Origin of the sequence: Streptomyces sp. NPDC020362, assembly GCF_040642095.1 — a bacterium.
GTDB lineage: Bacteria > Actinomycetota > Actinomycetes > Streptomycetales > Streptomycetaceae > Streptomyces.
Window position 1 is genome coordinate 1 of sequence record NZ_JBFAET010000129.1, and the last position, 25,592, is coordinate 25,592.

At 70.6% G+C, this 25,592-nt stretch carries 24 protein-coding genes; 15 read left to right on the forward strand and 9 right to left on the reverse strand.

Annotated features, from left to right (window positions below):
- Positions 1 to 517: 517 nt before the first annotated feature.
- The 6 genes from AB0H32_RS32890 to AB0H32_RS32915 all read left to right on the forward strand — a co-directional run bounded on the left by AB0H32_RS32890 (position 518) and on the right by AB0H32_RS32915 (position 6,878).
- A complete protein-coding gene (locus tag AB0H32_RS32890) occupies positions 518 to 805 on the forward strand; it encodes a hypothetical protein (protein WP_361128207.1) in 288 nt (95 codons plus the stop codon).
- 353 nt (positions 806 to 1,158) lie between these two features.
- On the forward strand, positions 1,159 to 2,631 hold the full coding sequence (locus tag AB0H32_RS32895; RefSeq protein ID WP_361128210.1) for an alanine racemase: 1,473 nt from the start codon (positions 1,159 to 1,161) through the stop codon (positions 2,629 to 2,631).
- Positions 2,628 to 3,947 carry a pyridoxal-phosphate dependent enzyme gene (locus AB0H32_RS32900; protein WP_361128213.1) on the forward strand — a complete coding sequence of 440 codons (1,320 nt, stop codon included), beginning with the start codon at positions 2,628 to 2,630 and terminating at the stop codon, positions 3,945 to 3,947. The genes AB0H32_RS32895 and AB0H32_RS32900 overlap by 4 nt, the downstream gene beginning before the upstream one ends.
- 5 nt (positions 3,948 to 3,952) lie before the next feature.
- Positions 3,953 to 5,158: an aminotransferase class V-fold PLP-dependent enzyme gene (locus tag AB0H32_RS32905; RefSeq protein ID WP_361128216.1), complete on the forward strand. Its 1,206-nt coding sequence runs from the start codon at positions 3,953 to 3,955 to the stop codon at positions 5,156 to 5,158.
- A gap of 97 nt (positions 5,159 to 5,255) precedes the next feature.
- The gene (locus AB0H32_RS32910) at positions 5,256 to 6,020 is read left to right on the forward strand and encodes a class I SAM-dependent methyltransferase (protein WP_361128219.1); all 765 of its coding nucleotides are present in this window, start codon (positions 5,256 to 5,258) and stop codon (positions 6,018 to 6,020) included.
- 258 nt (positions 6,021 to 6,278) lie between these two features.
- On the forward strand, positions 6,279 to 6,878 hold the full coding sequence (locus AB0H32_RS32915; RefSeq protein ID WP_361128222.1) for a TetR family transcriptional regulator: 600 nt from the start codon (positions 6,279 to 6,281) through the stop codon (positions 6,876 to 6,878).
- Between the two features lie 345 nt (positions 6,879 to 7,223).
- Here AB0H32_RS32915 and AB0H32_RS32920 read toward each other — a convergent pair whose 3' ends face one another.
- On the reverse strand, positions 7,224 to 7,829 hold the full coding sequence (locus tag AB0H32_RS32920) for a TetR/AcrR family transcriptional regulator (RefSeq protein WP_361128225.1): 606 nt from the start codon (positions 7,827 to 7,829) through the stop codon (positions 7,224 to 7,226).
- Positions 7,830 to 7,957: 128 nt separating this feature from the next.
- Between AB0H32_RS32920 and AB0H32_RS32925 the strand changes: the two genes are divergently transcribed.
- Together AB0H32_RS32925 and AB0H32_RS32930 are read left to right on the forward strand one after the other, a co-directional pair.
- A complete protein-coding gene (locus AB0H32_RS32925; protein ID WP_361128228.1) occupies positions 7,958 to 8,416 on the forward strand; it encodes a cupin domain-containing protein in 459 nt (152 codons plus the stop codon).
- 42 nt (positions 8,417 to 8,458) lie between these two features.
- Complete coding sequence (locus AB0H32_RS32930) at positions 8,459 to 9,271, forward strand: alpha/beta hydrolase (protein ID WP_361128231.1); 813 nt, start codon at positions 8,459 to 8,461, stop codon at positions 9,269 to 9,271.
- Positions 9,272 to 9,310: 39 nt separating this feature from the next.
- On the opposite strand, the gene AB0H32_RS32935 is transcribed toward AB0H32_RS32930, so the two are convergent.
- Entirely contained in the window at positions 9,311 to 9,541 is a 231-nt protein-coding gene (locus AB0H32_RS32935) for a hypothetical protein (protein ID WP_361128235.1), read from the reverse strand.
- 85 nt (positions 9,542 to 9,626) lie between these two features.
- Here AB0H32_RS32935 and AB0H32_RS32940 point away from each other — a divergent pair, with 85 nt between their 5' ends.
- Complete coding sequence (locus AB0H32_RS32940) at positions 9,627 to 10,349, forward strand: FAD binding domain-containing protein (RefSeq protein WP_361128238.1); 723 nt, start codon at positions 9,627 to 9,629, stop codon at positions 10,347 to 10,349.
- Positions 10,350 to 10,487: 138 nt separating this feature from the next.
- On the opposite strand, the gene AB0H32_RS32945 is transcribed toward AB0H32_RS32940, so the two are convergent.
- Positions 10,488 to 11,156 carry a TetR/AcrR family transcriptional regulator gene (locus AB0H32_RS32945; protein ID WP_361128241.1) on the reverse strand — a complete coding sequence of 223 codons (669 nt, stop codon included), beginning with the start codon at positions 11,154 to 11,156 and terminating at the stop codon, positions 10,488 to 10,490.
- A gap of 57 nt (positions 11,157 to 11,213) precedes the next feature.
- On the opposite strand from AB0H32_RS32945, the gene AB0H32_RS32950 reads away from it, so the two are divergent.
- Together AB0H32_RS32950 and AB0H32_RS32955 are read left to right on the forward strand one after the other, a co-directional pair.
- On the forward strand, positions 11,214 to 12,662 hold the full coding sequence (locus tag AB0H32_RS32950) for an MFS transporter (protein WP_361128244.1): 1,449 nt from the start codon (positions 11,214 to 11,216) through the stop codon (positions 12,660 to 12,662).
- The gene (locus tag AB0H32_RS32955) at positions 12,659 to 13,054 is read left to right on the forward strand and encodes a cupin (protein WP_361128246.1); all 396 of its coding nucleotides are present in this window, start codon (positions 12,659 to 12,661) and stop codon (positions 13,052 to 13,054) included. Before AB0H32_RS32950 ends, AB0H32_RS32955 begins: the two co-directional genes overlap by 4 nt.
- 105 nt (positions 13,055 to 13,159) lie before the next feature.
- Here the strand turns inward: AB0H32_RS32955 and AB0H32_RS32960 are convergent, their stop codons facing one another.
- The 4 genes from AB0H32_RS32960 to AB0H32_RS32975 form a co-directional block, all read right to left on the reverse strand.
- The gene (locus AB0H32_RS32960) at positions 13,160 to 13,795 is read right to left on the reverse strand and encodes a hypothetical protein (RefSeq protein WP_361128249.1); all 636 of its coding nucleotides are present in this window, start codon (positions 13,793 to 13,795) and stop codon (positions 13,160 to 13,162) included.
- 270 nt (positions 13,796 to 14,065) lie between these two features.
- Positions 14,066 to 14,488: a hypothetical protein gene (locus tag AB0H32_RS32965; protein ID WP_361128252.1), complete on the reverse strand. Its 423-nt coding sequence runs from the start codon at positions 14,486 to 14,488 to the stop codon at positions 14,066 to 14,068.
- A gap of 453 nt (positions 14,489 to 14,941) precedes the next feature.
- The gene (locus AB0H32_RS32970) at positions 14,942 to 15,514 is read right to left on the reverse strand and encodes a hypothetical protein (RefSeq protein WP_361128254.1); all 573 of its coding nucleotides are present in this window, start codon (positions 15,512 to 15,514) and stop codon (positions 14,942 to 14,944) included.
- Positions 15,515 to 15,771: 257 nt separating this feature from the next.
- Entirely contained in the window at positions 15,772 to 17,406 is a 1,635-nt protein-coding gene (locus tag AB0H32_RS32975) for an IclR family transcriptional regulator C-terminal domain-containing protein (protein WP_361128257.1), read from the reverse strand.
- Between the two features lie 191 nt (positions 17,407 to 17,597).
- Between AB0H32_RS32975 and AB0H32_RS32980 the strand changes: the two genes are divergently transcribed.
- The 3 genes from AB0H32_RS32980 to AB0H32_RS32990 all read left to right on the forward strand — a co-directional run bounded on the left by AB0H32_RS32980 (position 17,598) and on the right by AB0H32_RS32990 (position 20,838).
- A complete protein-coding gene (locus AB0H32_RS32980) occupies positions 17,598 to 18,935 on the forward strand; it encodes an aromatic acid/H+ symport family MFS transporter (protein ID WP_361128260.1) in 1,338 nt (445 codons plus the stop codon).
- A gap of 106 nt (positions 18,936 to 19,041) precedes the next feature.
- Complete coding sequence (locus AB0H32_RS32985) at positions 19,042 to 19,605, forward strand: TetR/AcrR family transcriptional regulator (protein ID WP_361128263.1); 564 nt, start codon at positions 19,042 to 19,044, stop codon at positions 19,603 to 19,605.
- Positions 19,606 to 20,256: 651 nt separating this feature from the next.
- Positions 20,257 to 20,838 carry a hypothetical protein gene (locus AB0H32_RS32990; protein ID WP_361128266.1) on the forward strand — a complete coding sequence of 194 codons (582 nt, stop codon included), beginning with the start codon at positions 20,257 to 20,259 and terminating at the stop codon, positions 20,836 to 20,838.
- 142 nt (positions 20,839 to 20,980) lie between these two features.
- Here AB0H32_RS32990 and AB0H32_RS32995 read toward each other — a convergent pair whose 3' ends face one another.
- Entirely contained in the window at positions 20,981 to 22,678 is a 1,698-nt protein-coding gene (locus tag AB0H32_RS32995) for an IclR family transcriptional regulator C-terminal domain-containing protein (protein WP_361128268.1), read from the reverse strand.
- A gap of 217 nt (positions 22,679 to 22,895) precedes the next feature.
- Here AB0H32_RS32995 and AB0H32_RS33000 point away from each other — a divergent pair, with 217 nt between their 5' ends.
- Positions 22,896 to 24,365 (forward strand): aldehyde dehydrogenase family protein, encoded by a 1,470-nt coding sequence (locus tag AB0H32_RS33000; RefSeq protein WP_361128271.1) that lies wholly within the window; start codon positions 22,896 to 22,898, stop codon positions 24,363 to 24,365.
- Between the two features lie 118 nt (positions 24,366 to 24,483).
- Here AB0H32_RS33000 and AB0H32_RS33005 read toward each other — a convergent pair.
- Positions 24,484 to 25,592: MBL fold metallo-hydrolase (locus AB0H32_RS33005; RefSeq protein ID WP_361128274.1), on the reverse strand; the 1,109-nt coding region annotated here is incomplete at its 5' end.

Here is a 25,592-nt window from a genome sequence, read left to right on the forward strand (position 1 = left end):
GGAGCCGTGGCGACGATGGCCACCGCCGCGATCAGCCAGGCGACTATCGTCCAGACGGGATGACGGACGACAGCTGTTCCAATACGTCGGAACATCGGGGGGTCCTCCTGGATGGGAAGATCACCGCCGCCCGGGGAGCGGACCCTGGCATCGGCGACCCCGACCGGCATGCACGATCGGGCCGGTCGAATGGTTGTCTTGAGATCCGATCATAGTGACTCGGGTCACGCCGTCACATCCGCCGCACCCTGATGTGAGACACCGTTGTCATTCCTTCAAGAATCCCGCCGGAGGTGTGAACTTCCCTATGGGGCAGGCAGGTTGTGGCGTCACGCCGCCAGGCATGCGGCATCTTCAATGGCTGATTTCCGACCGGAAGCTACCGTGTCGCAGCCATGTGATGCATCCGAATTTCTCCCCCGCCGGGGAAGTCGGCCATGCGCACTTTTACGATCTGTGACCTCGGTGGGGGGTGGGTCGTTCAAGAAGCGTGCTGTCAGAACGACTTGAAGCAGTGATGGAACAACTGGTCTGCTCCCGAGCCCAGTTGGAAGGCCTGGCCATCGCCCTTGGGCCCGAGTGCCTGACCGGTTGCAGCGCACGGGAACGCGCCGTCCGGGCCGAGCTGGCCGGTGACGCCCTGCGGCTTCTGGAGGATGCCGAGGCCGCGGTCGCCGCCGGCGAGCCGGAGCATGTCGTCGTGTCTGTGGTCAAAGCGATCGAGGGGCTCGTGGTCCAGCTCCGGGACCGGGTGCTGGACGGTGTCGTGGCGTCGAGCCCCGCACCGGACCACGTGCCGTTCTAGTGGAGGACGCGGGGCCATGTTCGAGGTCTTCGGGAGGCCGTGGCCGCCCTCTCGGTGGCCGTACCCCGCTCACGCTTCCGGCCCGGTCCGGCCGGTCCCCGCCGTCCGCACGGCCGTCCTCGGGCTCTCCCGCGCCCTGCGCTCAGGAGGCTGATACGGCCGCCCGGCGCGCCATCGGGCGGGCGGAGGCCAAGGTCCGGTCTCCGGATGTGCCGAAAACGGCCGACGTACCACTCACCACGGGAGGTACAGGGCGTAAAGCGATCGCTGAGGGGAAGGGATACGGCGAACTGCGGGGAGCGGTCAACTGTGCCCGGGATGCCGGGCCCTGGGCACGGGGGAGGGGACCGGGCATGGGCGGGCAGCCCCTGTACCTCGAACCGCGGCTGGAACAGCGGCTGCGGTCCCTGCTCGACTCGCCCGGGCTGCTGCACACGCTCACCGACGCCCTCGGCTCGCCGCTCCATGTGGTCGTACCCGACCAGATCGCCGACAACCTGCAGCGGTTTCGATCGGTGTACCGCAGCCATCGCCTTTCCGGTCAGATCTTCTTCGCGCACAAGGCCAACCGGTCCAGCGCCCTGCTGAGGCGGCTGGCCGCCACGGACGCCGGCGTGGACGTCGCCTCGCTGGGAGAACTGCAGCACGCCCTCGGCGCCGGCCTCACCCCCGACCGCATCACCGCCACCGGACCGAAGAACCCGGAGTTCCTCTGGCTGGCCGCTCGTACATCGGTCACGGTCGGCATCGACAGCCCCGGTGAGCTGGCGCAACTGGCCGCTGTGGTGCGGCGCCACGCGCTGCCCCCCTGCCGCATCCTGTTACGGCTGTCGGGGTTCGAGAACGCCGGTGTGCGAATCCTGAGCCGGCGCAGCCGTTTCGGCTCGCCCGTAGGCGAGTCGGAGCCGCTCCTGGACGCCGTCGAACGCCACCGTGACGTCGTCGACCTGGTCGGCGTGGCCTACCACCTGGACACCACCAGCCTCGACGAGAAGGCCGTGGCGCTCGAAGGCTGCCTGGGGGTGCTGGAGGAGTGCCGAAACCGCGGACTGCGGCCGTCGGCCGTGGACATCGGCGGCGGATTCGGCGTCGGCTACGTCGCCGACGGCGGGCAGTGGGAGCGTTACACGACCGAGCTGACCGCGGCCGTCCTCGGCACCCGCCCACCGCTGACCTGGGGCGGGCACGGCTACGGGCTGCGCAACGAGGGCGGCACGCTGCGCGGCGCGCTCGGGCTCTACCCGGCCCACCGGCCGGTCGCCGGAGCCCGCTACCTCGACGAACTGCTCACCCGCCCCGCCGCTTCGTTCGGCGGCCGACCGCTGGCCGCCCTGCTGCTGGAGCACCTCCACGACCTGCACACCGAACCCGGGCGGGCGCTGGTGGACCAGTGCGGGCTGACGCTCGCCAGAGTGCTGGAGGTGCGCACCCAGCAGGCCGGAGGGGAACTCCTCGTACGGCTGGAGGCGAAGGCCGACGACATCGCCCTGGAGGAGCACGGGGTGCTCGTGGACCCCGTCCTCCTGCCGCGGGACACGGCCCGCACCGGCCCCGGTCCGCACCCGGTCGCCGTCCATCTCTTCGGCAGCCTGTGCCTGGAGGCGGACCTCATCACACGACGGACCGTCTTCCTGCCCCGCCGACCCGAGCCGGGCGACCTGATGGCCTTCACGAACACCGCCGCCTACTGCATGGACTTCCACGCCACCCGCGCCCAGCACCAGCCAGTGGGCCGCAAGATCGCCGCCTGGCAGGAGGGCGGCTCGTGGCGGTGGTGCCTGGACGATCAGTACTGGCCGACCACTTCCGTGGGGGGAGCGCAGTGAGGTACGACAGCATCACCGACGCCATCGGCAACACGCCGCTGGTGCGCATCGACCCGGCCGTGCACGGTCTGCGGCACATCGATCTGTACGCCAAGCTGGAGCTGCTCAACCCGTTCGGGTCGGTCAAGGACCGGGCCGCCTGGAACATGGCGCGCCCCCACCTCGCCGGCGCCGCCGACAGCGGCCGCCAGGTCGTGGAGCTGTCCAGCGGCAACACCGCCAAGGCCCTGGCCGTGCTCGCGGGGATGCACGGCCTGTGCTTCAAGAGCGTCACCAACCGGATGCGCATCCCGGAGATCAAGGACCTCCTGCTGCTGCTCGGCGCCGAGATCGAGGAGCTGCCCGGCCAGAGCGAATGCCTAGATCCCACCGCCAACGACGACCCGCTCACCCTCTTCCACCGCACGCTCTCCGAGCCCGGCAGCGCCTACCTGCACACCGACCAGTACTTCAATCCGCGCAACACCGAGGCCCATCTCACCGGCACCGGTCCGGAGATCGTCAAGGACCTGGACGGCCGTGCACCCGACTGGTTCATCGCCTGCGTGGGCACCGCCGGATCCTCCACCGGCGTCGCCCGGGTCCTGCGCGAACACGACCCCGCCGTGCGGGTCGTCGGACTGGTGGCGGCCAAGTCCGACTTCATCCCCGGCATCCGCACCATCGACGAGGCCCACGAGGTGGGGCTGTTCGACCCCGGCACCTACGACACGATCGACGCGGTGAGCGCCGACGACGCGATCGAGGGCATGCTGACCCTGAACCGCCGCTGCGGTATCCTGGCCGGCCCCACCGGTGGAGCCGCCTACTTCGGAGCCATACGCCAACTGCTCACCATCGATGCTGAATTGACTGAGCATCAGACAGCCGTATTCATCGTTTGCGACCGGGTCGAGAGCTATCTGAGCTACGTCCGCAGGCGGCGCCCCGACCTGTTCGGCCGCCCCCGCAGCAGGAACGCACCCGCCGACCTGTCCGACGCCGAGATACGTGCAGCCCCCGCCGTCGATGTCGCCGAGGCCCAGGCGTGGATCGCCACCGGCCGGCCCCTCGTGGTCGATCTGCGCAGCCCCTCCGCCTACGCGGCCCTGCACATCGACGGGTCGGTCAACGTCGTCGACACACTCTTCGAGGAACTGCTCCACGGCGGCCTGCCCTTCAGCCGCAGCCGCCCCGTGCTGCTCGCCTGCCCGGTAGGTGAGCAGTCCGCCCGCTACGCCGCGCTGCTGACCCGAATGGGACACCCGGACGTCCGCAGTCTCACCGGCGGCATCATCGCCTGGCGCGACGCGGGCGCGCCCCTGGTACGGGACTGAGCGCCGTGACCGTACCCGACTGTGCGGCCACGGCCGATGAGCTGACGGCGTGGCACCAAGAACTGCGCGCCCAGTTCCCGATCATCACCGGGCACCCGGACCTGGCCTACCTGGACAGCGCGGCCACCGCCCAGAAGCCATGGGCCGTGCTCGACGCCGTCCAGACCTACCTCACCACGGCCAACGCCAATGCCGGGCGAGGCACCTACACCTGGGCCAACCGGACCACGACCCTGGTCGAGCAGACCCGCGACCGGATCAAGCGGTTCCTGCGCGACCCGGTTCCCGAGCGGTCCACCGTGCACTTCACCAGCGGCGCCACCGAGGGACTGCGCACCATCGCACGGGACTGGCTGCCCCCGTTCCTCTCCGACGGGGACGAGATCGTCGTCCCCGTCGCCGACCACCAGGCCAACATCTCGCCCTGGCTGGAGACCCAGCAGCAACTGGGCCGTCAGGGCGTCCACGTCACGGTCCTTCCCATGCCGTACCAGCGGTCCTCGGGCGACTACGACCACACCGCGCTGGCGGACATCGCCGGACCGCGCACCAGATGGGTCGCCGTCACCCACGTCCACCACGTCTACGGCGGCGACATGAACGTCCACCGCATCCGCCGGGCGGTCGGACCGAATGCCGTGATCTGCCTGGACGCCGCCCAGAGCATCGGCCATCTGCCGGTGGACCTGGCCGCGCTGGACGTCGACTTCGTCGTCTTCTCGGGACACAAGGCCATGGCCCTGCCCGGATCGGGAGCCGTCTGGGCGCGCCAGGCACGTGGACCGGCGTTCACCCCCGGCGGATGGTCCGGCACGCCCAACACCGCAGGCATCGCCTCTCTGGCCGCGGCGCTGGACTGGCTGGAGGCGGCCGGGACCGACCGGATCGAACGGTGGACGGTGGCGCTGGCGGCCCGGCTCACCGAAGGGCTGCGTCACCTCGACGCCTACGAAGTCCTCGGCTGCGGCACGAGTCTCGCGGCCGACTCGCCCGTACAGCGGCGGCGGGGCATCGTCACCTTCCGGCACCGCGACATCGACTCCGGCGACCTGGGCTTCGTCCTCTTCAGTCATGGCTTCATGGTCCGGTCCGACAGTCACTGTCAGGGCAGCGCGGGGGAGAAGAGCGAGTCGGTGCGGGTGAGCCTGCACGTATACAACAGCTTCGAGGAGGTGGAACGCCTGTTGGCCGTCCTCGCCACCTTGGGGTGACATGACCCATCGGGCACGTAATGGAAACCGTTTCCGCCTGTAGGGTCGGCGCCGGACACGAGAGTCAAGGCGCGAGACGGCAAGGTGGGACGACCGGATGGGGCTGAGCCTGGCGGCGGCCGAGCGGTGGGTGGAGCGCTGGGAACGCCAGCAGCAACGGTATGCCGTCGACCGGGATGAGCGCTTCACGGTCATCGCCGACGTCGTCGAGCACAGCACCGCCGGGCGCCCGGACCGGCCCCTGGTCGCGGACCTCGGCTGCGGGCCCGGCTCGCTGGCGGCGCGGCTCGCCCGGCGGCTGCCGGACGCGGACATCGTGGCCGTGGACCGGGACCCGCTGCTGCTGGAACTGGCCCGCACCCACCACGCGGACGCGGCCCGCTACGTCGACGCGGAGATCGGTGCGCCGGGCTGGACCACGGCTCTGTGCCTCGACCGCCCCCTGGACGCGGCCGTGTCGACGACGGCACTGCACTACCTGAGCCCGCACGCCCTGCGCCGCACCTACCGGGAGTTGGCGTCGCTGCTGCGGTCCGGCGGCATCCTGGTCAACGGCGACCACCTTCCCCAGGGTGACTCCGCACTCGCCCCTGTCGCCCGGTGCGTCGGACGCCGCCGGGCAGAACGGCAGCGGGCCTTCGCCCACGAGGACTGGATCTCTTGGTGGACGGCCGTCGCCGAAGACCCCGAACTGGCCGACCTCCTCGCCGAACGCGACAGCCGAGGGCAAGGGACCGCAACCGACGGCACCCCGGGCCTGCCCCTGTCCGCGCACCTGAGGCTGCTGCGGCAGGCGGGCTTCCGGCACGCCGGTCCCGTCTGGCAGTACGGCGACAGTCACGTGGTGGTCGCGATCCGGTGATGGCGTCCGGTCGGACGACGGGGTGACCGGTGGTGGCGTCCGGTCGGCCGAGCGGGTGGCCGGTGAGGCGTCCGGTCGGCCGAGCGGGTGGCCGGTGAGGCGTCCGGTCTGCTGAGCGGGTGGCCGGTGACGTGCCCGGTCCGACCAGGGTGTGACCGGTGGGGCGGCCGGGCGGGGAGAGCTGTGACCGGCAGCGACACGGGCACCGCCCATTACCCGGCTGACGACGGCCGACTCCGGGCTGGGACAATGAACGGCATGCCGAACGACGCTCCCTCCGCCCCGACGCGCCAGCGCATCATCACAGCTGTCCTGCAGATCATCGGCGAGGACGGTGTAGCGGCGGTCACCAACCGCCGGATCGCCAAGGAAGCCGGAGTCTCGCTCGGCTCGGTCACCTATCACTTCGAGACCCAGCACGACCTGCTGCGGGAGAGCCTGCTCTACTTCGTCCGCGAGGAGGCACGGCACTTCACCGAGCTGGCCGACCAGTGCCAGACCGAGGGCATCGACGTCGAGGACGCGGCGTCCCTGGCCGGCCAGGTCGCGTGCGGCACGGCACTCGACAGCGCCCATCTCGCGCCCTTCGAGCTGTACCTCCACGCCGGGCGCGACGAGCGACTCCGGGAAGCCGCGGCGGAGGCGTTCCGGGCCTACGACCGGCTCGCCACCCGGATCCTCACCGCTCTGGGCGTCCCGGACGCCGAGCGCCTCGCGGCCACCACGGTCGCCCTCGTGATGGGGCTGCAACTACGCCGTCTGGCGACCGGCAGCCCCGCGGACGACCTGGTCGACGCCCTCCTGCTGCTCACCCGAGGGGCCGTCGGCGAGCAGGCCGAGCAAGACCCGCAGGCGTGAGGGCGCCGGTTCCGGAAACGCACCTCCGAGTGCCGCCCGGAAGAGCCGTCGCTCCGTCGGCGCCGTCACGGGGTCCCGGCCGAGCCCGTGACTTGTCTCCCCGCGTCCGATGCGGTGCCCGCCAGGCGTGACCGTCCCGGACGCCACCCCCGCGCACGGGTGCGAACGGCCTTGACGCCGGGCACCGCGGCCACCTTCTGGAGGGCGGCTCCGCCATCGTGGCGACGGCGATCCGCGGTGCGGAACTCGGTACACCGGCGGGCAGGTTCGGCAGCCGTGAAGCCGCCCTCGATGTGCACCAGAACGTCCACCCGATCGCGGCCTGCGGCTGCCGCCGACGCCGCCCTACGCGATGGCCCCGACGGCGGCCTCGGTCAGCGTGGTCGCGGTGCGCACGGCGCTGGCGATGGCATCGTCGGGGTCGAGCCGGCACAGGTCGGTCAGGGTGAAGAGTGCCTCTGCGCTCACGACCAGCGCCAAGTCGCGCTTGAGTTGGGCAAGTCCTGCCGGGTCCGTCGCCCCGAGCGTGTCCTCGAGGGGCAGGAGCGCGTGGTCGATCAGGCCGAATCGTATGCCGGGGCGTGCGCCGGCGGTGTCGGGCCGGGTGACGGTGGCCGCGATCATCGCTCGCACCGCCCCCTGCCGGGCGAGCACGCCGCGGAGCAGGAAATCGCAGGCGAAGGCCACGCGTTGGACCGGGTCGGAGCAGTCCCCCAGGGGTTCGAAGGCCTCGGCGGGAGGCGGCCAGGCGCCGGCCAGGGCTTCGCTGATCAGCGAGGGGAGGTCGGGGAAGTACCGGTAGGCAGTGGCCTCCGACACCAGGGCCGCCTGGGCGATGGCGGGCATGGTCACGTCGGCGCCCGTGGTGATGAGTTCACGGGCGGCCGCCACGATGGCTGTGCGCGTGCGCTGCTTCTGGTGGGTGCGACCGGTGCCGACCTGCGCCTTCATCGAAGAACCCCTCCTTTTGTCCACTCAATAGCATCATAGCAGTCAGCCCTCGTTATGAGAGTTCACTTGCATGAGGGAGTCCGACCTCCGTACTCTCATGAGAGTTGGCTCTCATGAAGGAGGCAGTCATGGTCAGGGTTTCCGTGGTCGGCCCGGACGGCGGCGAGACGATCCAGCTGGGCCCCACACAGATGCGCATCCTGGAGGACGGCAGCACCACCGGGCACCGCCTCGGCATCGGAGAGATCACCCTCGCCCCGCACACCCAGGGCCCGCCACAGCACCGCCACGCCCGGCACGACGAGGGCTTCTACGTCGTGTCCGGCACCGTGCACTTCACCGTCGGCGAGACGACCCACGTGGCCCCGGCCGGCACACTCGCGATGATCCCACCCGGAGCCCCGCACACCTTCGCCAATCCCGGTGACGAGCCGGCGGTCATCCTCAACACCTTCACGCCCGACCTGTACGTCCAGTACTTCCGGGACCTCCGGAGCATGATCGCCGACGGTCACCAACCGACCCCGGAGTCGACCGTAGCGGTGATGAGCCGCTACGCCACCGTTCCCGCAACCGACTACGCGTGAGGGTCACTTCTCCCTCCGCGCGACTCACTTCAGGAGCATCGAATGGCCCGCAGCACCCACACGCTCACACTCGACCAGGGCACCGTCGACGTCACCGTCGACCTCCACGGAGGTGCTCAGGGGCACCCCTTCCTGCTCCTGCACGGAGGGGCCGGACCGCAGGCCGTCGCCGGGTTCGCCGGGCTCCTGGCCGAGCAGCGGCCGGCCAGAGTGATCGCCCCCGTCCACCCCGGATTCGACGGCACTCCCCGCCGCGCATGGCTGACCGACGTCACAACCCTCGCCCGCTTGTACGCGCAGTTGCTCGACGACCTCCGCCTGCGGGACGTCGCCGTCGTCGGCAACTCCATAGGCGGCTGGATCGCGGCAGAGCTGGCGGCACTGGGCAGCGACCGGATCAGCAGTGTCACCCTCGTCAACGCGGTCGGCATCTCCGTCTCCGGCCACCCGATCGCCGACACCTTCGGACTGACTCCGGTCGAGCTGTCCCGCCTCTCCTACTACGACCCCTCGAAGTTCCGCTTCGACCCGGCCAAGCTGTCCGAGGCGCAGCGGGCGATCGTGGCCGCCAACCGCGCCACGCTGCAGATCTATTCGGGCCCGCACGCAATGGCCGACCCGACCCTGCCCGACCGCCTGGCCAAGGTCGCCCACCCGACCCTCGTCGCGTGGGGCGCGGGCGACCAGGTCGTGGACGCCGACTACGGGCGGGCCTACGCGAAGGCCATCCCCGGCGCGGAGTTCCGTCTGCTGCACGGCACGGGCCACATGCCCCAGACGGAGACACCCGAGCAACTCCTGCCGGTGGTCTGGGACTTCGCGGACACCCACGCCACGGACCGACCGCAGCGCTGACTCGACGGCTCTGCCACCGAGGCGCGTCCAGGCGCCTCGTCACGGGGCGCGGGTGTGGATGTGACCGGAGCCGGAGCCGGAGCTGGAGCCCGAGCCCGAGCCCGAGCCCGAGCCGGAGCCCGAGACGGAGACGAAGGCGGCGCGACACGTCGCCGCCCGCCCGTGCCCGCGCCTTCCATGGCACCGCGTGGGCAGGTCCGCGTCGTTCGCCGCGTGTGCGGCGAAGACGTGCGGCATGCTCGCGTGAGCCCTGTACGCGCCCCCGCTCATGCGAGAAGACTGCCCTGTCGGCGGGCAGATGGCCCGGGTGCCGTCCGTCCGTCGTCCAACTCCCCAGAAAGGCAGGTCAGTCGCCGTGCATCTGCGTCTGCCCACATCCATATCCGAAGCGCAGGAGTGTCTGGCCGAGGGGGCCGTGCCGATCGGCGGGGCCACGCTCGTGTGGGCCACGTGGCAGCGGGACGGGTTCCCGGAACGGGCCGTGTCCCTGCGCGAGTTGCCGCAAGCCAACGTCATGGGGTCCGGTACGTTGGGCGCGGCCGTGGTCCTGAGCCGGATCGACGACCGGGTGCCGGACGTCCTGCGTCTGGCGGCCGCCACGGTGGGCACCGGGGCCGTGCGGCGGACGGCGACCGTCGGGGGGAACATCGTCGGCAGCACCCTGCGCTGCCTGCTGCCCGCGGCACTTGTTCTGGACGCCCGCGCGACGGTGCTCGACTCCGAGGGTGTGCACGAGACGGATCTGGCCGAGGTGGTGGCCAAACGTCCCGTGCTGCTCAGCCTCCACTGGCGTGAGCCGATCGCCACCGCGTACCGCAAGCTGCCGGCCGAGGCGGGCGGGCCGCCGCCCCTCGTCGTCGCCTCGGCACTGCAACCCGGCGACGGTGGGGGCGACCTGCTTCGCGTCGCCGTGCGCGACGGGTATGAGGTGCTCGGCGGGGCCACGGCCTGTGCCGCCGAGGCCGCTCGGACGCTTGACGCGCTGCGTGCATCGGCACTGGGTGACCTGCCGGCCGCCGCCTGGGAGGTAATCCGCCCACAGGTCACCGCTCTCCTGGACGGTCGCGGCGGGCAGTGAGGACGGCACACTGCCGCCCGGTTCCGTGGGCCGGTGTGGCGTGGAGGACGCCACAACCGCAGCCTGGCCGGGCGTTGGTGGCGCTGCGCGCCGTGGCGGTCACGGGCCACGTCTTTGTCCACGAGGTGCACGTCCGGGTCACCGGGTGATCAGAAGACCCTCCACCAGAGCGCGGAGCTGGATCAGGTAGGTGTCTTCTGCGGTCAGCGGTGCCCAACGGTCGGCCACCTGCGCCAACCGGGGATACTCGCCCGGGTCGAGTTCCGCGAAGACCTGCTCCCGGTAGGTCGGACGCTGATCGGCCGCACGGCGTCGGGCCGCTGCCGTCCGGACCACGATCTCGCCGGCGGTGTAGTACCAGATCGCGCGGTAACCGTGCACCGCCCGCTCCGGGGTCAGTCCGCACTCCACCAGTCCGTCGACGATCTGCTCGACGAACCAGAGGGCGGACGTGGACATCAGATCGTCCGCGGTCAGCACTTCCACGATCCAGGGGCAGGCGGCGAGCACCTCATGGATCACTGCTGCCGCGACGACGACACGCTCGCGGGGATCGGCGGGCGGGTCGGGTCGGCGGAAGGTCCGCGTGGCGTAGTCGTCCAGCAGGAGGACGAGCAGTTCTTCCTTGTCCCGGACGTGATGGTAGAGCGCCATCGGTGTGCTGCCGATGTCCTTGGCCAGCCGCCGCATGGTCAGTCGGTCCACACCTTCCTCGGTCGCGATGCGGCGGCCCGTCTCGATGATCTCTTCGCGTGAGATACGGGCAGGCCGGCCAGGGGACTTGCGCGGTGCGGACGGTTGCGACATGCCCCCATCATCCCCCAGGTGTCGACAAGGAGGATCAGCTCGCGCTAGTTTTCATACATGTATAGAAACTTAGAGGGGCGCCCTGGAGTGGTGCTGGCCGCCGCGGCGGTGGCCCAGTTCGTCGCCGCCCTGGACATGGCGGTGGTCAACGTCGCACTCCCCGCGATCCGTGCCGGGCTGGGATTCGCCCCGCTGGATCTGTCGTGGGTCGTGCACATCTACGCGCTCGCCTTCGGCGGGTTCCTGCTGCTGGGCGGCCGGACCTGCGACCTGTACGGCCGGCGCCGGCTGCTCGTGCTCGGCCTGTCCGCCTTCGGACTGTGCTCGCTCGCGGGCGGACTGGCCCAGGCCCCTTGGCAATTGATCGCCGCCCGTGCCGGCCAGGGAATGGGCGCCGCCGCGGCCGCCCCTGCCGCACTGGCAATGATCACCACCACCTTCCCGGAGGGCCGCCGGCGCGTGCGCGCGCTCGGGGTGTGGAGCGCGGTGAACGCCGCGGGCGGCGCGCTGGGCGTGCTGGCAGGCGGGTTGCTGACCGAGTACGCGGGCTGGCGCTGGGTCATGCTGGTCAACGTGCCCATCGTGGCGCTGGCTCTCGCCCTGGTGTCCGCCACGCCGGCGGACGTTGCCCGACCTGCCCGGGGTGAACGGCTGGACGCACTCGGCGCGGTCCTCGCGACCAGCGGGGTCGGGCTCCTGGTGTTCGGTGTCGTGCACACGGACGCAGTCGGGTGGGGGGCGCCCACGACGTGGGGGAGTCTCGCCACCGCGGTCGCACTGCTCACCGCCTTCGCCTGCATCGAATCACGCACACCGTCACCGCTGTTGCGCCTGGGCCTGCTGCGCAGCCGTTGGGTGGCAGGCGCGAACGCATTGGTGTTCCTGGCCGCGGCCGGGCAGTTCTCGGCGTTCTACTTCGTGTCCCTCTACATGCAGCAGGTCCTGGGCATGGGTGCGGCGGCGACCGGTGCCGGATTCCTGCCCTTCTCCGTGGGGCTGGTCGTCGGTACCGTCGTCGCGACCCGCATCACCGCCGGCCGTGGACCCCGAGCCTCCCTGGTGCCAGGTGCCCTGCTGGCCACCGTGGGTCTGGCCTGGTTCTCCCTCATCAGCCCCCGGGGCGGATTCCTCACCGATGTGCTCGGCCCGTCCCTCTTCACCAGCGTCGGTGCCGGACTGGTGCTGGCTCCGATCGCCGCCGCCGCGACCACCGGGGTCGCTCCCCACGAGGCCGGAATGGCATCCGGCGTCTTCAACAGCTCCCGCCAGCTGGGCGGTTGCGTGGGCCTGGCAGCTCTGGCCACTGTCGCCGCACACCGCACCGGCTCGGCCACCGGCCCTGCTGCGCTCAACGACGGCTACGCCCTGGGCCTGGCGATGACCGCCGTCCTCTTCGTCCTCGCGGCAGCCGTCGCCATCGGCGTCCTGCCCCGCAGCCGGCCCTTCGCACCCGCCCTCCGCTCCGGCGACACCGCAGACAACCACCTGGAAGGAACACGATCGTGACGACGCCCCCCGTCGACCTGTTCGCCTCTGCGTTGCACTTCCACCCCGACGGCGGCGTCCGAGCCGGCGAACGGCGGACGACGAGCAGCGACTCCGGCGCCTGGCAGATGGCCGCCTTCCACGTCGAGACCGACACCGACGTCCACGCCGACCACTGGGAGATCCACCCCGAGGCCGAGGAGGCTGTGTGCTGTCTGACCGGAGGCGTCCGCCTCTACTTCCGTCCCACCGCCCCCGACGGCACCGAGGAGATGGTGCAGCTGTCGCCGGGCTCGGCGGTGATCGTTCCCCGCGGCCGCTGGCACCGCCTGGAACTGGACGCCCCCAGCGACCTGATGTCGATCGCCCTTCGAGACGGCAGCCGCCTTGAGAAAAGGACCGATACCGACTGACGACACGAGGACCCAGGCAGCCCAACACGTCGGTCGGGGTGGCCCGATGGGCCAGGACCTGAGCGCCCTTGCGCTGCCGGGTTCGTCGTCGGCCGTGGGATCCCGTCAGGGGGACTCGGGGCTCTGTCCGGCGTTCGTGGCCGGCTCGGCGGTCCCGGCGGATTCGGAGGCGGTGTAGAAGACGGACGTCCCCTGCTTGCTGCGCTGGGCCTGGTTCTTGGCGACGAGCCCTTCGAGCGTGCTGCGCACGACAGTCGTCCTGACGGTGCGCTCGGGGTGTTGCTGGGTCAGCGCGGTGGTGACCTCGGCGGCGGAACGGGGTTCGCCCTGGTCCGTCAGGTGTCGGCGAACGAGGTCGACGAGGGTGGGCGGCGTCGCCGGCGAGGCGGCCGCCGCCACGGCGCTCTTCTTTCCGGCACTCTTGCGCCCGGGAGCGGGGGACTTCTTGGCCTTCACCCGCTTGCTCGCGCCGTCCGACCCGGCCGCACTTTTCTTACGGGGTGCAGGCACCGCCGCACCGGACTCGGGCCCCGACGCGGCGGGCGTCTCCGGGAGAGCCAGGGCCTGCTGGATCTTCATCAGGACGGTGTGGTCCTGCTCCACGGAGACCAGTTGCTGCTGCAGGGCCTGGATCTCACCGCTGAGCCGTTCCTGCTCTTTGAGGTTGCGCTCGAGGTCGCCGGCCACCTGAGCGCTGTACTGCGAGGTCAACTCGGTGGTTGCCATACTGGTTTCGGACATGATGCGCAGACCCCTTTCTGGGTGCCACGGCCGACAGGCCGCCAGCCCGCGGCGTATGCGAAATCCAATGCACGTATTGTCGGGCCAGGTACCGTGCGAGCAGCAGCGGTCACTTCCGCACAGTGGTGTCATGACGACAGTACGGAAGAGACGTGCATTCTTCTCTTCCGTGTGGCTGAGATGCAACAGTGCGTAGGGTCCAGGTCGCCCGGACGCCTGCGACGGCACCCGCGGGAGGCGGCCTGGCCTGGACCCGGTGGGGGGAGGAACCTATGACCGAGTGGCCACGGCAGCGAGACCCGCCGCGCGCAGCTTCCGGGAGAGGAGTTCCCTCTCGGGAAGTGTCCCCGAGCAGTCGCCGCTCCGCACACGGCGCAGTACGGCCTCGGCGTCCACCAGGTCGATGTCGAGTTCGGCGCGCAGCACCCGCATGACCGCAACATTCCTCGCCGAGGGACTGATCACGTGCAGCGTCGCCGGTCCATGCTCGGACAGCATCTGATCCCGCCGTTCGCCCGGCACGTCGCCACCACACGCGAACAGCGCGCTTCCACAGGCGGAACACATCGACTCGACGTCCCACCGCAAACGGCCGTCCACGAGGAGCTGCACACCGTGGCACTCCAGGTCCGCGCCGCAGCCCTGGCACACCTCGCCATACGTGACGGATGCGAAGACCATCTGTTCGTCCATTCCCACCCCCTATGGGGACGAGGTTGAGCGAGTCCGGTGAGCGTTCGCTGCGCCGGAGGGTGTTGCCGGGGCGCCGGTCCTGGCGTCGTCCGGGTGTGGAACCACGTCACCTCGCCGGGTCCGTCTCCCTCGAACTCGCTCTGCAGGGTCAGACCTACACGGGCGAGGTGTTGGGTCGGACAGCGGGTGACACGCTCGACCTGGGGTTCGTGTCGTTGCCCGACTGCCGGCCGCTGGGTGGGTCGCCCGCGAACTCGGCCACCCGGTAGCCCCTCATCATCGCGGCCAGGTTGGTGTGGGCCCCGGGACTCCGGCAGGCGCCCACCGGATGGTGATACGACAGGGCTTGGGCCCGGCACGCCTGCGGTGATCGTCAACCATCAGTAAATGCAACCAGTCCGGTACGGGCAGGTCCTGATCGACCGCCCGTACCGGACATCGCGAGACCGTCGGTCAGGCGGTCGCGGGCTGCGGCTCGGCCGCGGCCGTGGCGGAAACCGCCGAATAGAAGACGGACTTGCCCTGCTTGGTGCGACGGACCTGGCCCTTGGCGACCATAGCCTCCAGAGTGCTCCGGACAACCGTGATCTTGATGCCACGGTCCGGATGGGTCCCGGTCAGAGCGCCGGTGACCTCGAGGGCCGAGCGGGGCTCACCCTCCTGGCTCAGGTGGCCGACCACGAGGTCGCGCAGCGTCGGACCGGTGTCGCCCTTGGGTGTGCGCGGAGATCGGGCGGCGGGTGTCGGCTTCTTCTTCGGCGTCGTCTTCCTTGCGCGGCTCGGCTTTTCCTTGCCGCTCTCCTCAACAGGGGTGGTCTGACGGGGAAGAGAGGCCCCGGTGGAGCCGGCGGGCGCCGCTTCACCCGCCTTCTCCGCGCTGTCGAGCGCCTGCTGCATGGTGATCAGAAGGGCCTGGTCGTGGCGGAGCGTCTCCAGCTTCTCCTGAAGTGCGGCCACCTCGCTGCTGAGACGTTCCTGTTCTTGGGCGTTGCGCTCCAGGTCTTCTGCCACCCGGGCGGCGTACAACGGCCTGAGGCTGGTCGTTTCGTCCCGATTCTCGGCCACAGTGACTCACTCTCACGGAAGTTGGGTGCCGTTGCTTTTGCCGAATAGTACTCACAACAATTTCGAATAGCTTGTGCATGTACTCAATCTGCGTTGGCATATACGTTCGGGGAGTCGGCATTCCGTGCAGCGAACGGGTTCGGCGAGCCGGTGAAAGTGACTCAACCCCCGGAGAATGACGCGAAGTTGAGCAAGGAGTTCACGACCAAGCCGCCGGATCAGGGAATGTTCAGGGTGCTGAAGCGGGTCAGGGTGTGCAGGTCGCCCTCGATGGCGTGGGCTGCTTCCCGTAGGGCGGGCAGGAGGTGCTCACTCGTCTCCTGCAGGGAGGTGCCGTCGGTGTGCCGGGCGATGTTCAGTGCGGCGATGACGCTGCCGTCGGCGTCCCTGATCGGCACCGCCACCGAACGCAGCCCCTCCTCCAACTCCTCGTCGACGGCGGCATGACCTTGCTCGGCGGCTGCTGCTACGAGGGTGCGCAGGCGGGCGGGGGAAGTGACGGTGTGCCGGGTGCAGGCCCGTAGGTCGGACGAGGCAAGGGCACTCTCTCGCCGGTCGGGATCCAGACCGGCCAGCAGAACCCGGCCCATGGCGGTTGCGTAGGCGGGAAACCTGGTGCCCAGGGCGATACGGACCGCCATGATCCGCACGGTGGCCACGCGAGCCACATACAGGATGTCGGTGCCGTCGAGAACGGTCACGGACGCGGATTCCTGGACGCGGTCCACCAGGGTGCGCAGATGCGGGGTGACGAGGTCGGTGAACGACAGGGCGGCAACCCGGGCGTGACCGAGTTCGAGGACCCGCGGCAGGAGGCGGAAGCGGCCGTCGGTGTGCTCGGCGTACCCCTGGTGCTCCAGGGTGACCAGGCAGCGTCGGGCGGTCGTGCGGGGCAGTCCGGTCATTTGCGCGACGGCGGTGACGGGGAGGCCGTCGCCGTGGGCGTGTTCGAGGGCCTCCATGACCGCAAGGCCCCGTGCGAGGGACTGCAGGAATCCGGACCCCAGCTCGCTCTTGGCCTCACCGACGGCATCGTCCGGCGCCGGCTCGTCGCTGCGCTGGAGCGCCGACGGCAGGGTCGCCGCCCGGCGGAGCGTTTCGGCAAGGAGTGTGCTCTCCCGGTGAAGCCGGGGCAGGGCCAGCTGGGCCAGTTCTTTCGCCGAGTGCCGGCTGGCATGGCTCACCAGGCTCAGTGCGTACCGGGTGCGGTCGCCGTCGACGGGGACCGCGACGGCCACCAGCCCCGGCTCGACCAACTGGTCGTCCAGGGCCCATCCGTGGCTGCGGACCCAGTCGGCCCCGCGGGCGAACTCCGCCTCCGTGATGCGCCAGGGCCTCAGCCGGACCTGGGACAGACCCTCGGGGTCGGCTGCCGTCCGGCGCCGCCAGGCCGCCCACTCCCGGTCCCCCCAGTCGGCCGCGAACACCGCCCCTGCTGCGCACCGCTCCGCCGGCAGCAGGTCGCCGACCTGGAAGGCCACGGACAGCGCCCGACGCCTGGGGGACTGGGCCACGAAGCGGACCCCGTCCCGATCGTCCACCGCCAGGGACACCGACTCCTGCAGTTCGTCGGCCAGCATGGCCACCTGCTGCGTGACCTCGCGCGTCAGGCCGCTCGCCGCGAGATAGGCATTGCCCAGCTTCATGAGGCGTGGCGTCGGATGGAGTTCGGCTCCGTCCTGGCGGACATGGCCGAGATGGATCAGGGTCGCCACGACGCGGTCGACGGTGGAACGAGCCAGGCCTGTCGCATGCACCAGATCACTCGCCCGCATCTGCTCGGCCGAGGGTGAGCCCAGGCAGCGCAGGACGGCAAGGCCTCGCTCCAGAGGGCGCACGGACTCGTCGGACATGGCATCCACCTCACGCGTCGGTCGACAGGTTCGCCCGAACCCGTTGACAAGGGCTGAGCGCAGTCGGAGACTCACAGCCAAAAGTGAAGCATAGTTCACTCCGCGGACAAGTCAAGCCCGGTGATCGCATCCGGCGTCGGGCGTCACCCTCCGCTCCGCACCGCATCCGCACTCCCGTGAAGTGAGAGACCATGACCGCTCCTGGTGCTCCCCGACCAGCCCGATCCTTCAAAACGGTCGCCGTCGTCCTGGCCCTGTGCTGGCTGGCCGTCTTCTTCGACGGCATGGACGTCAACATCTACGGCGCTGTGATGCCCCACCTTCTCGACGATCCACGCCTCGGCCTCTCCCCGGCGCTGGCCGGGACCGTCGGCAGCTGGACGACGTTCGGCATGCTCCTGGGCGCGCTTGCGGCCGGCACCGTGACCGACTGGTGGGGACGCAAACCCCTGGTCACCAGCAGCATCGTCCTCTTCTCGCTCGGCAGCGCCCTGTGTGCCCTGGCGCCGGACGTCGCCGTCTTCGGGGCCGGCCGGTTCGTCTCGGGACTGGGTCTCGGCGGCCTGATGCCCATCGGTCTGGCCGTCGTCGCCGAGTTCGCCCCGCCGCGGCGGGCGGCACTGGCCACGGGCCTGATGATGACCTCGTACCACGCTGGTGGCATGGCGGCCACGGGCATCGGCCTGGCCGTCGCCCCCGAGCACGGCTGGCGCTGGGTCTTCTGGGCGGGTGTCCTTCCGGCGCTCGTGGCCGTCCCCCTGGTGGTCGCACGGCTGCCGGAATCGCCCGGCGTCCTCTTCGCCAAGGGGCGTACGCAGGACGCGCACGCCGTCGCCGCCAAGTTCGGGCTCGACCGCCCGGAGGGCGTCGCCCTGCCCCGTGCGGGCGGCAGGGGCCGTCTGTCCGCGGTCCCCGCTCTCTTCGGACCCGGAACTCGCTGGGCGACGCCGCTGCTGTGGATCGCCTCCTTCGCCGGACTGCTGCTGGTGTACGGCGTGTCCACCTGGCTGCCGGAGTTGATGCGCGCCTCGGGCTACTCGCTGTCCTCGTCGGTGACGTTCCTGATGCTGATCAATGCCGGCGGGATCATCGGCATGCTCGTGGCCGGGCGCGCCGCGGACCGCTTCGGCCCCGTGAAGGTCTCCGCGATCTGGTTCGTGCTCACCGCATGCGGCACCTTCCTGCTCAGGGCGCACCTCCCGCTCGGGGTCGCCTACACGATCGTCTTCGTCACGGGTATCTGGCTCTTCAGCGCGCAGGTGATGGTCTACGCCGCCACGGCCCGGACGTACGCGCCCGGCGAGCGGGCGACAGGGCTGGGCTGGGTCACCGGGGTGGGTCGCATCGGTGCGGTGGTGGGGCCGACACTCGGCGGTGCCGTCGTGGCGGGCGGCAACGCCGGTCTGGGGTTCACCACCTTCGCGGTGGCGGCCGTCCTGGGTGCCGTGGCCATCTCGCTGGTGCCTCTGGCGCAAAGGACGCGCGGATCCGGCGCGACCGCTGCGGTGCTGGCCGCCGCCGACTCCTAGGCCTGCCGGGAGCTGCCGTACGACAGGCGGGGCCGGCTGTGCCTGCCCGATCGCGTACCCTGAGAGAACGATGGTTCTCGCACACGGACGGCAAGGGCGGCCCACGATGCAGGAAGACCCGATCCGCACCCGGATCCTGGACGCGGCCGAGGAACTGTTCTACGGCCAAGGCATTCAGGCGGTCGGGATGGATGCCGTGCGCACCGCCGCCGGGGTCACGCTCAGACGCCTCTACCAGCAGTTTCCCTCCAAGGGGGCGCTCGTCGAGGAGTATCTGCGGCGGCGGGACGCCCGGTGGCGGAGCGATCTGGAGGAGTACGTCGAGGCCGCGGACGTGTCGCCGCAGGATCGTGTACTGGTGGTCTTCGACTGGCTCCACAGCTGGTTCGAGCAGCCGGACTTCCGGGGGTGCGCCTTCATCAACTCCTTCGGAGAGCTGGGTGCCACTTCCCCGGAAGTCACCGACGCCGCACGCCATCACAAAGAGCGGTTCCGGCACTACGTGGCCGATCTGGTCCGGCGGGCGGACGCTCCCGCGGACGTTGCCGATCAGGTTGTTCTGCTCGCCGAAGGGGCCATGACCACCGCGGCCATCTCGGGCAGTTCCCGCCCCGCGGCCCAGGGCAGGGTGGCTGCGGCAGCCCTGCTGCAGGCGGCGCGGGTCGGCTGAGGTGGGTCGGCGGTTGCTCGGGCCGCCGGGCACGGCAGGTCGAAGGCTGCGCTGATCTGAGGCAGGTGTTCCCGCCCTCGGCGCGTGGCCGGGTACGTCGAGTTGCTCACGGGGGTGTCCGGGGTGTGCAGGACGCTCGGCCTGCCCGCGGCCAGGGCCTCCTGTGCGACGTAATGCGGGACGACACCTTCGTCGCGACGACGAGGTCCAGCTCGTCGTGCAGCAGCACCTGGGCGAGTTCGCGGGACATGCCGATGCGGCGGTGAACGTCGACACCGCGCGCCGGCAGTGGAGGGAGCTTGGTCAGGGTTTTCAGTGAGAACCAGCGTTCCCGTACCGTGGCAGCATCGCTGCCGCGCCATCGCCGAGCCCTGTGAACGAGCAGGGGGCCACGTGCTCCGGTGCGTCACTGCGGGCCCGTGGCACAAGCGTTGAGTGCAGGAGGACGCACGATCGGGTGGGCCCGGTCGGTGCCCACCTGGACGCAGCCGGAAGAGAGGGCATTGAGTGACCCAGGTGTTTCCGCCGCAGCCGTGGCATCTGGAAGGTGACATGTTCGTCGCCGTCTGGCGACTGCGAGCAAGCGCATTACCGGCGTGGCCCGTGCCCGCCGGGGCGCGGCCGGTGATGTCGGGGGAGTGGTGCCAGGTGATGACGTGCTGGGTCGACGTCCGCAGAGCCGATCGGTCCGTCGGGCGTGAACTGCTCGTGCTGCTGCGGGTTCGTGACGACAGCGCCTCCGGCCTGTGCCTGGTCGAAGTGTGGGGAGACAACGCGCAGTCACTGACCGCCGGCCAGGCCCTGTGGGGCGTTCCGGAGCAGCCCGGGGACCTGTTGCTGGTCGGCAACACTCTGACGGCGCACGGCGGCCGCGGCAGCCTGGGGCGCGCCGGTGTCCGCGCCCGGCTGTGGCCCGGAACGCCCGACGAGAGCAACGCGGACGAGGGTGTCTTCGGGTTCCACCGCGAGAAACTGCGCTTGCCCGGGCGCCGTCGCCTGCGCACCCGACTCCTGCAACAGCCTTCCGGGGGCGGCGGGGAGAGGCCATGCACGATTCCGGTGGAGTGCGCAGGCCAGGTGCGGTTGGCCCAGGCAGGGCTCAGGGTCGCGCCCGGCGGCCCTCTGGACTACCTGGCCCGGCGGCGTCCGCTGGCGGCATTCTCCCTTCGGGACTTTCACTGCGTCATCGGTGCGTCCACGTCATGCGACACCTCGGGGGGACATGCCGGATGACATGTCGGGCGACACCTCATGAGGCACGTCGGAAGGCACCGCGGGCGACACGTCATGCGAGGCGTCATGAGGTGCTCGGTCTGAACCGGACACCGGAGCCCGGGCCCTGCTCGCCCATGTTGGCGGGCAGGCCCCGGCCGAGTCATTCCATGCGTACCGGCCCGAACGCGAACACCGAGGCCACGTCGGCCTCGATCGCCCGGGCGGTGGCGAGCAGGTGGGGCAGCAGCCGTTCGCGTGACTGCTCAGGGGTCTCCGGCCCCGCGTGCAGGGCGAGATTGACCGCGGCCACGGCCTTGCCGCGCAAGTCGCGCACGGGGACCGCCATGGAGCGCAGTCCCACCTCCAGCTCTTGTTCGACGAGGGCGTAGCCGTCCCGACCCGCCTGGGTGACGGCCCTGCCGAGTTCGGTGGGCGAGGTGCGAGTGAAGGGGGTCAGCGGGCGCGGCGGCAGCGAGGCCAGCAGCCGCTCCTGGTCCGGGTGTTCCAGGTCGGCCAGCAGGACGCGGCCCATGGAGGTGGCGTGGGCGGGGAGCCTGGCTCCCGGCTGGATGCTGACGCTCGTGACCTGCCGGGTGGCTGAGCGGGCCAGATAGCGCACCTCCGCTCCGTCGAGCACGGCGACGGAGACGGACTCGTGGACGCGGGCGGCGAGTTCGGCGAGGTGCGGATGCGCGACGTCGGCCAGGCCGAGACCCGACAGCTGCGCGTAGCCCAGGCCCAGCGTGCGCGGGGTGGGAAGGTAGCGGCGGCCGCGCTGTTCGGCGTAGCCCAGGTGCATCAGGGTCAGCAGATTGCGGCGCGTGCTCGGGTACGACAGACCGGCCGCCCGAGCCGCCTCGTTGAGCGTGAGGCCGCCGCGGGTGCCTCCCAGTGCGGTGAGCACGGCGAGGCCGCGAGCAAGTGCCTGCAGGAACAGCGGCCCCAGCTCGGTCTTGGCGTCGGTGTAAGGGGACGGCGGGAGGTCCCCGGCCGCGGTCCGGTCGGCACCGAGAGCATCGCCCATGTCCTGTGCCGCCCGGGTGAGACGGGCCAGTGCGTGCTCGCGCAGTGCCTGGGCGCTCAAGCGGCTGGTGTGGGCCAGCACGCTCACCGCATACGGTGGCCCGCCGTCCCCGCCGTCCCCGCCGGGAACGCGAACGGGAACGGACAGGGCGACGAGGCCCGGGGCGGCGATCTGGTCGTCCAGCGCCCAGCCCTGCTCGGCCGCCTCGGCGGTCCAGGTCGCGAAGCCCGCCTCCGGGTCCTCCTGTCCCGGACGGGCGAAGCGTGGCGGCAGGGCCGGGTAGCCCGCGTCGAGCGGGTCGGCGGCACGGTGCTCACGCCAGGCCAGTCGCTGCTCGTCGTCCCAGGCGCCGGCGAGGACGGCCCCGGCCGCGCAGCGGTCTGCGGGCAGCAGGTCGCCGACCCGGAACCCCAGCGGAATCACCCGGTCCGGGGGCATGGCGCGCGCGACGATGCGCATGTCGCAGCCGTCCGGTGCGATCAGGGACACGGATTCGTCCAGAGCGCGGGCGAGGCTCTCCAGATGGGACTGGACGCTGTCGGGCAGGCCTGCGGCGCGCAGGTAGGCGTTGCCGAACTCCATCAGCCGGGGAGCGGCGCTGAGACCACGGTCCACCATGCGCAGCTGACCCTGGTGGGTCAGGGTCGCGGCGAGCCGGTCCACGGCGGAGCGCGCCAGCCCCGTGGATCTGGCGAGATCGGCCAGGCGTAGGGCCCCGTCGGCCTCCGCGACGGCCTGCATCACTGCCAGGCCGCGTGCGAGCGGGCCGTCCGCCTCGGCGCCGGGCCCCGCGTCCGTGCTGCCGTCGGCCGTAGCCCTCGCGCGTTCCGCCATCTCCGGCCCTGCTCCTGTGCTCTTCGTCCAGACCCCTGACAGGAGAACGCTACCGAGCGTTGACAGCGCCGCGCAGACACCGCAGACTCGGGTTCCACGAATAACGAACGAAAGTTCACTCAGCGAAAAAGAGAAGAGTTCCGTGAGGTCAGCCCGGTAACCGGCCGCCCGGCCGGTCCGCGCCCGACCGGCCCGCCCCGACACCCTGGAGCAGCTCATGTCCACCGCCCGCGGACTGATCATCAACGGCGCCGAGTTGCCGGCCTCCTCCGCCCGTACCGTCCCCGACACGAACCCCTGGACCGGCGCCGTCCACACCGAGGTGGCCGCCGGCACCGCGCAGGACGTGCGCCGTGCCGTGGACGCCGCCGACGCGGCCTTCGAGCAGTGGGCAGCCGCCAAACCCGCGACGCGCCGACAGATCTTTCTCAGGGCGGCTCAGCTGATGGCGAGCCGTACCGACGACATCGTGCGGATCATGGCGGAAGAAGTCGGCGCCACCGCGCCCTGGGCGGCGTTCAACGCCCGCCTCGGCGCCGACATCCTGCTGGAGGCGGCCGCGGCCGTCAGCCGGCCCACCGGTCATGTGCTCGCCACCAACGCCGATGGAGTGATCTCCACCGAGATCCGGGTACCCAAGGGCGTGATCGCCGCCATCTCACCGTGGAACGCCCCGGTCATCCTGGGCGTGCGCGCGGTCGCTCTGCCGCTCGCCGTCGGCAACACCGTCGTCATGAAGCCCAGCGAAGACGCCCCCGTCGCATGCGGTCTGCTCGTCGCCGACGTACTGCACGAGGCCGGCTTGCCCGCCGGTGTGCTCAACGTCGTCACCAACGACCGCGCGGACGCCGCCGAAGTGGTCTCCGCGCTCGTCGCCGACGAGCGGGTACGCATGGTCAACTTCACAGGCTCCACCGAGGTGGGCCGTACGATCGGAGTCCAGGCCGCCCGGCACCTCAAGCCCGCAGTCCTCGAACTCGGCGGCAAGAACGCCCTGGTGGTCCTCCCCGACGCCGACCTCGACTACGCCGTCGACGCGGCCGTCTTCGGATCCTTCATGAACTCGGGCCAGATCTGCATGTGCCTCGACCGGATCATCGTCCACCGTTCCCTCGCGCAGGAGTTCACCGCCAGGCTCGCCGCTCGGGCGGCCGATCTGAACTGCGGCGATCCGACCGACCCCGCCGTCGCCGTCGGCCCTGTCGTCAACTCCCGGGCCGCGCAGCGCATCACGGAGCTCGTCGGGGACGCCGTCGCCAAGGGGGCGACGCTCGTGGCGGGCACCGGCAGGCCCGAAGGGCCGGACACACTGATCCGTCCGGTGGTTCTCACCGACGTCACCAAGGACATGAAGGTCTACTACGACGAGACCTTCGGCCCCGTCACCGTCGTGCACGTCGTCGACAGCGCGGAAGAAGCCGTGGCTCTGGCCAACGACACCCCCTACGGGCTGACCGCCGGTGTCATCACCGAAGACCTGGCCGCAGGCCTCGACATCGCCTCGCGCCTGCGTACCGGAATCGTCCACGTCAACGACCAGTCCATCGCGGACGAGCCACAAGCCCCCTTCGGCGGTGTGAAGGACTCCGGCTACGGCCGTTTCGGAGGCCGGGCGGGCGTCGAGGCGTTCACGGACACCCGCTGGGTCACCGCTCAGGCACGTGGCCGCGCACACTTCCCGATCTGAGTGAAGTCGGGCTGCAAGCCGACGCCTCGGTCCCCGGTGGACACCGAGCGCGGAGGCCGGGGGTGCTGTGGTGCGCCCCCGGCCCCGGTGACCCGGACCGGCCGTCAGGTCAGGCGGTCTACGGGAAGTCGATGGTGGCGTCGGTGGAGATCGACACGACGACGGAACCCGCGGTGTCCGTGCTGAAGGTGTCGACCGCGGCGATCCGGGAGCCCCAGCGTTCGACGAGTTCGGCCTGCGTGGCCCTGGCCACACGGTCGATCCACACCTTCTGTGCGGCCCAGACGTTCGCGGCCTCGACCTCGGAAGCGGCCTCGGTGAAGGAGATGTCACCCATGTTCTTCTTCGTGGTGTTCCAGAAGTCCACGAAGAAGTCCCGCGACTGCCGGACATCGGCCCGGGTTCCGGTCCGATAGACGTGACCGCCGACGTAGGTGTCGAAGTCGAGTTCGAGAATGGCGTTGTGGGCGAGGAGGATTCCGGGCAGGTAGTCCGCGTTGCCCCAGCCGCGATAGGGGGCCCAGCCCGGCATGACGACGTCGGTCATGACCACGAGCCGCTGGCTGGGGAAGTAGGTGAGGATGTTTCCCGACTCGTGGTTCGAGCCCGGGTAGATCACATGGATCTCCTCGCCACCGATGTGCAGGATGTTGCGCCTTCCGTGGAGGACCCGCTGCGGCATCGGCCGTGCCGGATCCTTGTGCAGCGCGAGAACGGTGGCGCAGTCGGCGTGGGCGATGCGGACGGCGTCCGGGAATTCGGTCACTGCGCCGACGTGGTCCAGGTGGGAATGGCTGTAGATGAAATGAGTCACCGGCTTGTCGGTCACGGAAGCGATGGCTTCCTTGAGAATTCCGCGGGAAGCGGGCGGCGCGTCCACGAGTACGACGCCCTCGCGGGTCACCACGAAGACGGACTGCACGAAACCGGTGATGACGACATAGCCGTTCCCGCCGGCGCGCTGCAACCGGTAGCCCTTTCCGTTGTCCGGCAGCGGCTTGGAATGTGCCGGCAGCGGCAGGAAGTCGGGGCTCTCAGGAGCGGGACCGGAATGCGTCCCGGCGGTACCCTGCGGCCGGTTCGTCCCGCTGACGGTGCCGGCCCTTGCGTCGCCGGAGCCGAAGGCGAGGGCTCCGGCTCCGGGGGCCGCGGCGGGCCGGCCCCCCCGGGGTTTTGTTCCACCGTAGAATAATGGGTTACCATGTTTTAGGTTTGGGGTTTTTAATT

Excerpts from the sequence above, each read along its gene's own strand:
- AB0H32_RS32890 (WP_361128207.1), top strand. The coding sequence starts at position 518 with ATGGAACAACTGGTCTGCTCCCGAGCCCAGTTGGAAGGCCTGGCCATC.
- AB0H32_RS32895 (WP_361128210.1), top strand. The coding sequence starts at position 1,159 with ATGGGCGGGCAGCCCCTGTACCTCGAACCGCGGCTGGAACAGCGGCTG.
- AB0H32_RS32910 (WP_361128219.1), top strand. The coding sequence starts at position 5,256 with ATGGGGCTGAGCCTGGCGGCGGCCGAGCGGTGGGTGGAGCGCTGGGAA.
- AB0H32_RS32915 (WP_361128222.1), top strand. The coding sequence starts at position 6,279 with ATGCCGAACGACGCTCCCTCCGCCCCGACGCGCCAGCGCATCATCACA.
- AB0H32_RS32920 (WP_361128225.1), bottom strand. The coding sequence starts at position 7,829 with ATGAAGGCGCAGGTCGGCACCGGTCGCACCCACCAGAAGCAGCGCACG.
- AB0H32_RS32925 (WP_361128228.1), top strand. The coding sequence starts at position 7,958 with ATGGTCAGGGTTTCCGTGGTCGGCCCGGACGGCGGCGAGACGATCCAG.
- AB0H32_RS32930 (WP_361128231.1), top strand. The coding sequence starts at position 8,459 with ATGGCCCGCAGCACCCACACGCTCACACTCGACCAGGGCACCGTCGAC.
- AB0H32_RS32935 (WP_361128235.1), bottom strand. The coding sequence starts at position 9,541 with ATGAGCGGGGGCGCGTACAGGGCTCACGCGAGCATGCCGCACGTCTTC.
- AB0H32_RS32945 (WP_361128241.1), bottom strand. The coding sequence starts at position 11,156 with ATGTCGCAACCGTCCGCACCGCGCAAGTCCCCTGGCCGGCCTGCCCGT.
- AB0H32_RS32950 (WP_361128244.1), top strand. The coding sequence starts at position 11,214 with ATGTATAGAAACTTAGAGGGGCGCCCTGGAGTGGTGCTGGCCGCCGCG.
- AB0H32_RS32960 (WP_361128249.1), bottom strand. The coding sequence starts at position 13,795 with ATGTCCGAAACCAGTATGGCAACCACCGAGTTGACCTCGCAGTACAGC.
- AB0H32_RS32965 (WP_361128252.1), bottom strand. The coding sequence starts at position 14,488 with ATGGACGAACAGATGGTCTTCGCATCCGTCACGTATGGCGAGGTGTGC.
- AB0H32_RS32975 (WP_361128257.1), bottom strand. The coding sequence starts at position 17,406 with ATGTCCGACGAGTCCGTGCGCCCTCTGGAGCGAGGCCTTGCCGTCCTG.
- AB0H32_RS32980 (WP_361128260.1), top strand. The coding sequence starts at position 17,598 with ATGACCGCTCCTGGTGCTCCCCGACCAGCCCGATCCTTCAAAACGGTC.
- AB0H32_RS32985 (WP_361128263.1), top strand. The coding sequence starts at position 19,042 with ATGCAGGAAGACCCGATCCGCACCCGGATCCTGGACGCGGCCGAGGAA.
- AB0H32_RS32990 (WP_361128266.1), top strand. The coding sequence starts at position 20,257 with ATGACGTGCTGGGTCGACGTCCGCAGAGCCGATCGGTCCGTCGGGCGT.
- AB0H32_RS32995 (WP_361128268.1), bottom strand. The coding sequence starts at position 22,678 with ATGGCGGAACGCGCGAGGGCTACGGCCGACGGCAGCACGGACGCGGGG.
- AB0H32_RS33000 (WP_361128271.1), top strand. The coding sequence starts at position 22,896 with ATGTCCACCGCCCGCGGACTGATCATCAACGGCGCCGAGTTGCCGGCC.